10 protein-coding genes are annotated in these 9849 nt (G+C 69.0%); 7 read left to right on the top strand and 3 right to left on the bottom strand.

The window, feature by feature from the left end:
* Nucleotides 1–45 precede the first annotated feature (45 nt).
* The 7 genes from ON04_RS13960 to ON04_RS13930 all read left to right on the top strand — a co-directional run bounded on the left by ON04_RS13960 (nt 46) and on the right by ON04_RS13930 (nt 6681).
* On the top strand, nt 46–1440 hold the full coding sequence (locus ON04_RS13960) for a rhodanese-like domain-containing protein (protein WP_010542253.1): 1395 nt from the start codon (nt 46–48) through the stop codon (nt 1438–1440).
* Nucleotides 1441–1476: 36 nt separating this feature from the next.
* The gene (locus tag ON04_RS13955; RefSeq protein WP_010542252.1) at nt 1477–2370 is read left to right on the top strand and encodes a sulfite exporter TauE/SafE family protein; all 894 of its coding nucleotides are present in this window, start codon (nt 1477–1479) and stop codon (nt 2368–2370) included.
* A gap of 25 nt (nt 2371–2395) precedes the next feature.
* Nucleotides 2396–2941, top strand: a complete 546-nt coding sequence (locus ON04_RS13950) for a DUF421 domain-containing protein (RefSeq protein WP_010542251.1) — start codon at nt 2396–2398, stop codon at nt 2939–2941.
* A gap of 85 nt (nt 2942–3026) precedes the next feature.
* Nucleotides 3027–3830 (top strand): siderophore-interacting protein, encoded by an 804-nt coding sequence (locus ON04_RS13945; RefSeq protein ID WP_010542250.1) that lies wholly within the window; start codon nt 3027–3029, stop codon nt 3828–3830.
* Nucleotides 3831–3935: 105 nt separating this feature from the next.
* Nucleotides 3936–4916 carry an ABC transporter substrate-binding protein gene (locus tag ON04_RS13940; RefSeq protein WP_010542249.1) on the top strand — a complete coding sequence of 327 codons (981 nt, stop codon included), beginning with the start codon at nt 3936–3938 and terminating at the stop codon, nt 4914–4916.
* Entirely contained in the window at nt 4913–5887 is a 975-nt protein-coding gene (locus ON04_RS13935; protein ID WP_010542248.1) for an ABC transporter permease, read from the top strand. Before ON04_RS13940 ends, ON04_RS13935 begins: the two co-directional genes overlap by 4 nt.
* Nucleotides 5888–5889: 2 nt before the next feature.
* Entirely contained in the window at nt 5890–6681 is a 792-nt protein-coding gene (locus ON04_RS13930; protein WP_010542247.1) for an ABC transporter ATP-binding protein, read from the top strand.
* Between the two features lie 129 nt (nt 6682–6810).
* Here the strand turns inward: ON04_RS13930 and ON04_RS13925 are convergent, their stop codons facing one another.
* The 3 genes from ON04_RS13925 to ON04_RS13915 are packed head-to-tail and all read right to left on the bottom strand — an operon-like array spanning nt 6811 to nt 9805.
* Nucleotides 6811–7662 (bottom strand): glycosyltransferase family 2 protein, encoded by an 852-nt coding sequence (locus ON04_RS13925; RefSeq protein ID WP_010542246.1) that lies wholly within the window; start codon nt 7660–7662, stop codon nt 6811–6813.
* A complete protein-coding gene (locus ON04_RS13920; protein ID WP_010542245.1) occupies nt 7659–8708 on the bottom strand; it encodes a glycosyltransferase in 1050 nt (349 codons plus the stop codon). Before ON04_RS13920 ends, ON04_RS13925 begins: the two co-directional genes overlap by 4 nt.
* Complete coding sequence (locus ON04_RS13915) at nt 8705–9805, bottom strand: glycosyltransferase (RefSeq protein WP_010542244.1); 1101 nt, start codon at nt 9803–9805, stop codon at nt 8705–8707. Before ON04_RS13915 ends, ON04_RS13920 begins: the two co-directional genes overlap by 4 nt.
* Between the last annotated feature and the right edge of the window lie 44 nt (nt 9806–9849).

Below are 9849 nucleotides of genomic sequence, written 5' to 3'. Positions count from 1 at the left end.
AAAGCACGCACCTCGCGACGAACCCCGATCGACAAGGAGAGCGCAATGCTTCTCGAACGCATCTATGACGAAGACCTTGCACAGGCCGGCTACTTCATCGGCTGCCAGGCCAAGGGTGAGGCAGTGGTGGTCGACGCCCGCCGCGACGTCCGCGAATACCTCGATCTGGCCGCCCGCCACGGCATGACGATCACCGCCGTCACCGAGACCCACATCCACGCCGACTACCTTTCAGGGACCCGCGAACTCGCCGAGGCCACCGGAGCGACCATCTACGTCTCTGGCGAGGGCGGCGACGACTGGCAGTACGGCTTCGAAGCCGAACGCCTCCACCACGGAGACCAACTGAAGCTCGGCAATATCACCGTCGAGGCCGTGCACACGCCGGGGCACACCCCGGAGCACCTGTCGTTCCTGATCACTGACGGCGCCTTCGCCGATAGCCCGGGATACATGCTGACCGGTGACTTCGTTTTCTCCGGTGATCTCGGCCGGCCCGACCTCCTCGACGAGGCCGCGGGCGGGGTCGACACCCGCTTCGAGGGAGCCAAGCAGATCTTCCGCAGCCTGAAGGACTCCTTCATCACGCTTCCCGACCACGTCCAGGTCTTTCCCGGCCACGGCTCGGGTAGCGCCTGCGGCAAGGCCCTGGGCGCCCTGCCGTCCACCAGCGTCGGCTACGAGCGGCGCTTCGCGTGGTGGGGCGGGTACATCGACAACGACGACGAGCAGGGCTTCGTCAACGAACTGCTCGACGGCCAACCGGACGCTCACGCCTACTTCGGCCGGATGAAGCGCCAGAACAGGGACGGCCCCGCCGTCCTCGGCACACCGGCCCCGCTGCGCGAATACGGCTCCGCCGAGCTCGCCAAGGCTCTCGAGGCGGATGAGGTCGTCGTCGTCGACACCCGCGACCAGGACGAGGTCCACGCCGGCACCGTTCCCGGCTCGCTCAACATCCCCGGCGTCGACAAGGCCGCTTCCTACGGCGCCTGGGTCTACAACCCCGAGCGCGAGGACACCCCGCTGGTGGTCCTCGCCGAGGACCGAGACGTGGCCGAGCAGCTGCGTGACCACCTGATCCGCGTCGGGATCGACACCGTCACCGGGTACACCACCAGCCTCGAGGGCCTGCCGATGACGACCCCCGAGACGATCAGCCCCGACGAGCTCGCATCCTTCGACGCGGCGATGGTCCTGGACGTGCGGAACAAAACCGAGCACTCCGACGGCCATATCCCGGGGTCGGTGCAGCTCAGCGGCGGGCGCGCTCTGTGGAACCTCGACCAGATCCCCACCGGCGGGCCGATCGTGACCTATTGCCAGACCGGCGTCCGCAACTCGGTCACCGCCAGCGCGCTCCGTCGCGCGGGCTACCGCGTCGTGGAGCTCGAGGGCAGCTACGAGGCCTGGTCGTCCCGCAACCTCGCCACCGCCTGATCAACCCGACCGCCCCGCCGCAGAAAGGAATCTTCCATGGATATCACCACGATTATCGTCGTGGGTCTGGCCGTCCTGGTCGGCCTGTCCCTGGGCCTGCTCGGCGGGGGCGGTTCCATCCTCGTGGTTCCGCTGCTGACCTACATCGGCGGTCTCGACCCTCGGGAAGCCATCGCGACCTCGCTGTTCGTCGTCGGCGCCACATCTTTCGTGAGCATGATCGGCCACGCCCGGATGGGCAACGTCCAATGGCGGACAGGGCTGATCTTCGGTGCCGCAGGGATGGTCGGCGCGTTCCTCGGAGGACTGGCCGGGGGTTACATCCCCGGCACCGCCCTGATGATTGCGTTCGCGATCATGATGCTCGCAACCGCCGGCGCGATGATCAAGGGCCGTAAAGACACGGACGGTCAGCCCCGGGCGCATCACCACCCGCTGTGGCGGATCCTCCTGGACGGGCTCGTGGTGGGTGCCGCGACCGGCTTGGTCGGTGCAGGAGGCGGGTTCCTGGTGGTTCCGGCGCTTGTTCTGCTGGCCGGCCTGCCGATGACCGCCGCCGTGGGCACCTCCCTGTTGGTCATTGCGATGAAGTCCTTTGCCGGGCTCGCCGGGTACATGACGTCGGTCAGCCTCGACTGGCCGCTCGTAGGGGCAGTCACCGCCGCCGCCGTCGTCGGCTCCTTCGTCGGCGTGCGGCTCACCTCCGTGGTGCCCGAGAAGGCTCTCCGCAAGGGATTCGGATACTTCGTCCTGCTCATGGGCGCGTTCGTCCTGTCGCAGGAGCTGCCCTTCCCCGCCGCCCCGATCATCCTGGGCATCGTCGCGGTCCTGGCTATAGCCGCAGCGATCTGCGTGGTCGCCGCCAAGGACCGGTGCCCCCTCCGAACCTCGCCACCTGCGGAGGTTCTGCCGAGGCCGGTTGCCCCGTGAGCGCGCTACGCGCACGATCGCCCGTATGAACTCCACACTTTTCTGGGACGGCTGGGGACCCATCGTCCATTCCGTCGTCATGGTCCTCTGCGGCTTCGTCGCGCTCGTCGTGATCCTGCGCGTGTCCGGCCCGCGAACGATGGCCAAGATGACGCCGCTGGACTTCATCGTGGCGGTGACCATCGGTTCGGCGTTCGGGCGCACGCTCACCGCCACCACCGTGCCGTTGGCCCAGACGGTCGTCGTGCTGGTGTTACTGGTCGGTGTCCAGTGGCTCTTCGCCGCCGCCCGGGCCCGATCCCCGCGCGTGCGCGCCCTGGTCGACAACCCGCCTGTCCTCCTCTACTACGAAGGCCGCATTCAGGATCGAACCCTGCGCAGCCACCGGCTCCTCGAGGAGGACATCCATACAGCTGTACGTCAGTCCGGCAAGGGGTCACTGGCGGACGTCGCCGCCGTGATCCTGCATCAAGACGGAAGCCTGGGAACCATCGGCCGGGACGACCTGGGCGACGGTTCCAGCCTGGTGCCGTACACGGGAAGGTCCGACATTCGATACAACGAAGGGTGATGCCTGAAGGCGGCGACACCGCTCCGGCCCCAAGTTAGGGTAGCCTAACTTGTAGGTAGCCATCCCGGATCGAAGGAGCATTGTCGTGACCCGCACCCAGTCCCGCACCCCGTTCACCCTTGCGGTGCTACGAACGGAGCAGGTGACCGCACACCTGGTGCGGGTCGTCCTGGGTGGTGACGGGTTCGACTCGTTTGTCGAGCGCAGTGAGACCGACAGCTACGTCAAGCTCGAACTACCGCACGCAGGCGACGTGGCCATCCGCACCTTCACCGTCCGGTGCGTGGACGCGGAGGCACGTGAGGTCTGGATCGACGTCGTCGCCCACGGCAACGAGGGCGTGGCCGGACCGTGGGCGCAATCGGTCGCGCCCGGCACCGAGGTCGTGGTCCGCGGACCCGGCGGCGGGTACCGGCCGGACCCGACAGCTGACTTTCACCTGTTGGCGGGTGACGAGACCGCCATCCCAGCGGTCGCCAACGCGCTGGAGTCACTGCCTGACGACGCCGTGGGCGCTGTCTTCCTCGAGGTCGAGGACGACGACAACGAGATCGACCTCACCGCGCCGGCGGGCGTGGAGATCGCCTGGGTGCACCGCGGATCCTCTTCTGCCGAGGCGGGCGCCGGAGAGATCGAGGGCGACGCCCCGCTGGTCCGGGCGGTCCGCGACATGACGTGGCCGGGCGGGGACGTCCACGCCTTCGTCCACGGAGAGGCCGAGACGGTGATGAAGCATCTGCGGCCCTACCTGCGCAACGAGCGGCAGCTCCCCGTGGCGCGGGCGTCGATCTCGGGGTACTGGCGGCGCGGGCGTTCGCAGGAGGGATTCCGAACCTGGAAGCGCGAGCTGGCAGAAAGCGAGCGGGCGGCGCAGCAGCCGGTGAGGTGAGTCCGGGCTCACCATGTCGGGATGACCCGGTAGCCTCTTGTACCAGCACCGTTCACGCATCCGGCCCCTCGCGTTCAGGCGTGAGGCGTAGATAAGGCATGGCACATGGCATTCTCACGCGCGAAGCTCATCACCGGACTCGTCGCCACCTCGGCACTCGTCCTCGCAGGCTGCAGTAATGACTCCGGAGGCGGCGCCTCAGGCGGCGACGAGTCGTACACGATCGGCATCAACCAGCTCGTCCAGCACCCGGCCCTCGACGCCGCCACCGAGGGCTTCAAGCAGGCCTTCGCCGACGCGGGCGTCGACGTGGAGTTCGACGAGCAGAACGCCAACGGTGAGCAGGGCACCGCGCTGACCATTGCGCAGCAGTTCGCGAGCGACGATCTCGATCTCGCCCTGGCCGTGGCTACCCCCGCCGCACAGGCCATGGCGCAGAACCTCAGGGACGTCCCCCTCCTGTTCACCGCCGTCACCGATCCGGTCTCGGCCGAGCTCGTCGACTCGATGGACGCCCCGGGCGCCAACGTCACCGGCACCTCGGACGCCGCCCCGATCGAGCAGCAGCTCGAGCTTCTCAAGGAGCTGGTCCCGGACGCCGAGACCGTCGGCATCGTCTACGCCTCGGGGGAGGTCAACTCGCAGGTGCAGGTGGATCAGGCCAAGGAGGCCGCTGGCCCGCTCGATCTCGAGATCAAGACGCAGACCGTCACCACGGTCAACGAGATCCAGCAGGCCGTCGAGGCACTGGGCGACGTGGACGCGATCTACGTCCCCACCGACAACATGGTCGTCTCCGGCATCGCCTCGCTCATCCAGGTGGCCGAGAGCAAGCAGATCCCCGTAATCGCCGCGGAGGAGGGCACCGTCGAGGGCGGCGCCGTCGCCACCCTGGGCATCGACTACACCGAGCTGGGTCGCCAGACCGGCGAGATGGCGCTGCGCATCCTGCAGGACGATGCGGATCCGGCCACCATGCCCGTCGAGACCGCCTCCGAGCTCACCTACGTCGTCAACGAGGCCGCTGCCAAGCGTCAGGGTGTGACCATCCCCGAGGACATCCTGGCCCAGGCTGAGAAGAAGTGATTGGCACCGTCGAGGTCGGCCTGATCTACGGGGTCATGGCGCTGGGGGTCTTCCTGACCTTCCGCGTGCTCAACTTCCCCGACCTCACCGTTGACGGCAGCTTCACCACCGGTGCCGCCACTGCGGCCATGATGATCACCAGCGGCTGGAACCCGGTGCTCGCGACCCTCGCGGGTTTCGTCACCGGGTTCCTGGCGGGCACGATCACCGGGCTGTTGCACACCAAGGGAAAGATCGACGGCCTCCTCGCCGGTATCCTCACGATGATCGCGCTGTGGTCCGTCAACCTGCGGATCATGGACGGGGCCAACGTCCCGCTCCTACGGCAGGACACGGTATTCACCCCGCTCGAGGATGCCGGACTACTCGGCACCTGGGGCGGGGTCGGCGTCCTCCTGCTGGCCGTCGTACTGCTCGGGCTCGTCGTGGTCTGGTTTCTCACCACCGACCTCGGGCTGTCCATTCGCGCGACCGGCGACAACGGGCCCATGATCGCCTCGTTCGGAGTCTCCACCGACTTCACCAAGACCCTCACGCTGTCGCTGTCCAACGGGTTCGTTGGCATGTGCGGTGCGCTGCTCGCGCAGTACCGCGGGTTCGCGGACGTCTCGATGGGTATCGGCCTCATCCTGGTGGGCCTGGCCTCGGTGATCATCGGTCAGGCCATCCTCGGTCAGCGCAAGCTCGTGCTGGCCACGTTCGCCGTCATCCTGGGCGCACTGCTCTACCAGCTCATCATCTTCGCCGCGCTGCGCGTGGGCCTTAACCCGAACGACATGAAGGCAGTCACCGCGCTCCTCGTGGTGGTGGCGCTTCTGCTCCCCCGGTGGAAGGGCGCCGGGAGCCGGTTCGGTCGCAAACCCACCACGGCCGTCGCGGCCAACGAACGCGCGGCGGCGGGGGCCGGAACCACCGTCGACGCGGGCCCCGGTTCCGCCGATGCCGCAGCCACCGGCGCCAAGGAGGCATGACCATGCTGAACGTGAGCAAGGTGTCCAAGACCTTCTTCCCGGGCACCGTCAACGAGCGCAGGGCACTGCACGATCTGACCCTGCGTCTCGACGAGGGCGACTTCGTCACCGTGATCGGCTCCAACGGCGCCGGCAAATCGACCCTGCTCAACGCCATCTCCGGCCGTCTCCCGGTGGACACCGGTGGCATCGAGATCGACGGGACCTCGGTCAACCGACTTCCCGACTACAAGCGCGCCAAGTACATCGGCCGTGTATTCCAGGACCCGCTCGCCGGGACCGCGCCCAATCTCACGATCGAGGAGAACCTGTCGCTGGCGCTGCTGCGCGGCAAGTCCCGGTCTCTCAGGCCAAGCCTCAGCAAGAAGCGGCGGGGGAGTTTCGCCGAGCAACTCGCCATGCTGGAGCTGGGTCTCGAGGACCGGCTCACCGCCAAGGTGGGATTGCTCTCTGGCGGCCAGCGGCAGGCACTGTCGCTCCTGATGGCCGGTTTCACGGAGCCACGCATCATGCTCCTCGACGAGCACACGGCGGCACTCGACCCGCAGCGCGCGGAACTGGTCACCACGCTCACCCAGCGGATCGTCTACACCGGTGGACTGACCACGCTCATGGTGACTCACAACATGGAGCAGGCCATCCGGCTGGGTAACCGCCTGATCATGATGCACGAGGGGCAGATCGTCTACGAGGCGGACGCCGAGACCAAGTCGGCACTGACCGTCCAAGATCTGCTGCGCGAGTTCACCAAGATCAAGGGCGCCACCCTCTCCGACCAGGCATTCCTGGGCTGACCGCCCCGGCTCCACGCCCCGGTCGCGCCCATCCAGGGCCACCCACCTCGCCGAGAAGAGTGTTTCGCGCACCCGTCACTCGGGCGATACGCGCAGAACACTCTGCTCGGCGGGGCGGGGCGGGGCGGGCTAGGCGGGCGGCGGGTCCGCCGCCACCCACCCGTTGCCCTCGCGTCGGACCAGGCCCCGCCGCTCAAACTCCGCGAACCAGCCCGGTGCGGGCCACTCCCCCCAGCGTTCAGCGAAGTGGGCGCCGTTGCGCAGCAGGTCCCCGAGGTGCTCGACCGGCGGATCCGATACCGGATGCCACCGGTGATACACGTGAGCGCCCGCCACCAGCACCACAGGGACGCGGCGGTACAGCAGCCGGCGGCCGAAGTCAGTGTCCTCCGCACCGTAGCCGGTGTAGACCTCGTCAAATGCCCCGAACTCAAACCGGAGCCGCTTCCAGAGTTCGGAGTGAAGAGCGAACGACAGCGACCAGAACATCCCGAACTCGTCGGTCTCCAGCTGCCGGAGCCCCTCCTCGGGGAACGGCCGCGCCGGATGCGGATCGGTGAAGCCGGGCAGATCGTCCGGGTAGGGCGCCCCCGCGGACTCGGGCAGATAGGTCACCGGCCCGAGCCCCACCGCATTCGGCGGGAGCTCGCTGTACCGGGTTCTCAGATCGGGGCCCGGCATGCAGTCCACGTCCAGGAAGATGATCAGCTCAGCAAGCTCCGCCGCGCGGTCCCCTCCCAGATTGCGGCACCGGGCCACTGGCAGATCGGGTCCTGCGGGAACCTCCAGGGGGAGGGCCCCGTCTGTGGCGAGTTCCGCGGCCAACTCTTCGCTGCCCGGCCGAGTCGGCAGCACCACGATGTGCTGGGCGCCGGGTAGGTGAACGGCCAGGGCGCGGCGCTGGGAGCGCAGGTGCTCCTTCCGATCTGGAGTGCACACCGTGACCACCGCCGTCGACGGCTTCGGGTAGCCGGGAATCACCGCGCACCTCCGGAGACCGAGGTCAGGACGGTTGCCAGTCTCTCGGCGGCACCATCGATTTCCCACGAGCGCCGCAGACCCGATCCCGCGCCCGGGTTCGAGCGAGATCGCTCGAGCATCTGGCGGACCGCGCGGACAAGATCGGCGACGGGGGCGTCTCGGCGGACCACCGCTCCGTGTCCCAGACTCTCGAGCTGGTCGGCGGTGGCGTCCTGCTCTGCGAACGGGCGCTCCTCTGGAACGGCCACCATGAACGCGTCGGCGGCGGCGAGGTCGGCCACCGAGCTCTGCCCGGCCGCGCTGATCACCACGTCGGCGCTACACAGTTCCGCCCAGGGGTCGCTCACCCAGCGACCACCGGGCCCGCCGAGCTGCACCCACTCCACGTCGTCGAACTGATCGCGCACGGCCTCCCACCGGGGGTCGTCGCCATGTCCGCCGCTGCCCCGCAAGAGCAGGACGCGAGGCCGGCCGCGACCCCGCGCGGCCGGTTCCGGGTCGCGGCCCGCGAAGCGCGAGACGCCTCCGACCGGGATCAGAGGCGCCTCGGCCCCGGCGGGCACGGGCGCACCGGCCGAGCGCGGCCACGCGGCCACCAGCTCCGAGCACACGCCGTGCGCCATCTCGTGCGGCGCGTCGTCACGCCGACCGGGCAGCACGGTGGAGACCACCGGCGTGCCGGTCAGCCGAGCGGCGAGGGTGATCTCGACGGAGACATCGGTCAACATGACCGTCGGCTGGTTCTGGTCGATCCACTCGGTGAGCATCGCCGTCCGTCGACGCAGGCCCGGCTGTCCGAGCGGGGCCCAGTGCAGTCGCCCACCGGCGGTCGGCTCGCTCGCGGGGTCAACAGGCCCGGACACGGCGCCCGGCCCGTCGTGGTCCAGAGGCAACCGCAGGACCCGGACACGGTCGGGGGACGGGGTCGCGCCGTCCGGGACCGGCGCAGAGGTGAGAATGGTGACGTCATAGCCCAGGGCGGCCGAAACGGAAAACGCCCGCTGGAGGTGTCCGCTGCCGTGGTGGTGGGCGTAGATACCGATCATGTGGCGGCTCCGACCGGCAGCCCCCTCAACTGGGCCTCCACGCGGTCCATCCGGGTGACGTGGGAGAACCTCGCGGCGGCGGCCCGAGCGGTGGCCGCGCGGTCGAAGGTCAGCGCGGCGGGAATGGCTGCGGCCAGGCGCGCGGCGAGATCGCCTTCCGGTTCGACCAGCACCACCCCGGGCTGGCCGCTGAGGATCTCGCGGATTCCACCGCGAGCCAGCGCGACGACCGGCGTCCCGCAGGCCAGTGCCTCGACCGCGGTCAGTCCGAAGGGCTCCTCCCAGCACGGCGTCACCAGCGCCACCGACGCGTGTGCCACGAGTGGAACCAGGGCCTCGCGGCTGAGAGCGCCGTGGAAGCGGACCGCACTGCCCGCCTCCCGCAGGCGCGGAGCCAGGATCTCGTCCAGGTACCGGTCATCCCCGACGCGGCCGGCCAAGTCCAGGGTCATGCCCGCCCGCATCACCGCGTCGACCGCCAGATGTGGCGCCTTCTCCGGAACGACGCGGCCGCACCACACGGCGCGCGATGGGTTGGCGGCGGTGGGCTGCGGACGCCAGATCCGCGTCTCCACCCCGTTGGGCACCACCGTGGCGCCCTGGGGCACCCGCCAGGAACTGAGCACGGAGCGACTGACCGCCAGCACACTGCCCGCCGCCTCGCCGAGCTGATCGAAGGCGTCCTGCATGGGGTCGAGCCGCGGGCAGTGCAGCGTGGTGATCATGCGGGCGCCCAGGTCGGCCGCCCGGACCAGTGGCACGTGGCTGAGGCTGTGATTGAGGACCACGTCGACATCGGACTCGGCGAGATGGTCCATGAGCCGGTGGAACTCGGCCGCGTCGGCCTCGTACCCGCCCGTGGGATAGAAGCTGTCACCGAAACCGGTCACGTCGGTCATGGTGGTGAACTCGAACCGCCGGTCGTGCCCCTTGCTGCCGGCGGCGGCGAACAGCGTGACGTCGTGGCCTCGTCTGCGCAGGGCCGGAACCTCCTTGGCCACCACCACCTCGAGGCCGCCTGCGTACGGTTCCCGGATGGGGAACCGCGATGGGCCGATCACGGCGATCTTCAGTCGGTCGTCGTCTTGGGCGTTCACGGGCCCCCTTTCGCTTCGGCTCGAGCCGGCGGATGCTAACCGCT

The sequence above is a fragment of the Dietzia alimentaria 72 genome (assembly GCF_000226215.1).
Taxonomy (GTDB): Bacteria; Actinomycetota; Actinomycetes; order Mycobacteriales; family Mycobacteriaceae; genus Dietzia; species Dietzia alimentaria.
The sequence above is the reverse complement of the archived record's forward strand: the minus strand, read 5'-3'. Positions and strand labels throughout refer to the sequence as shown.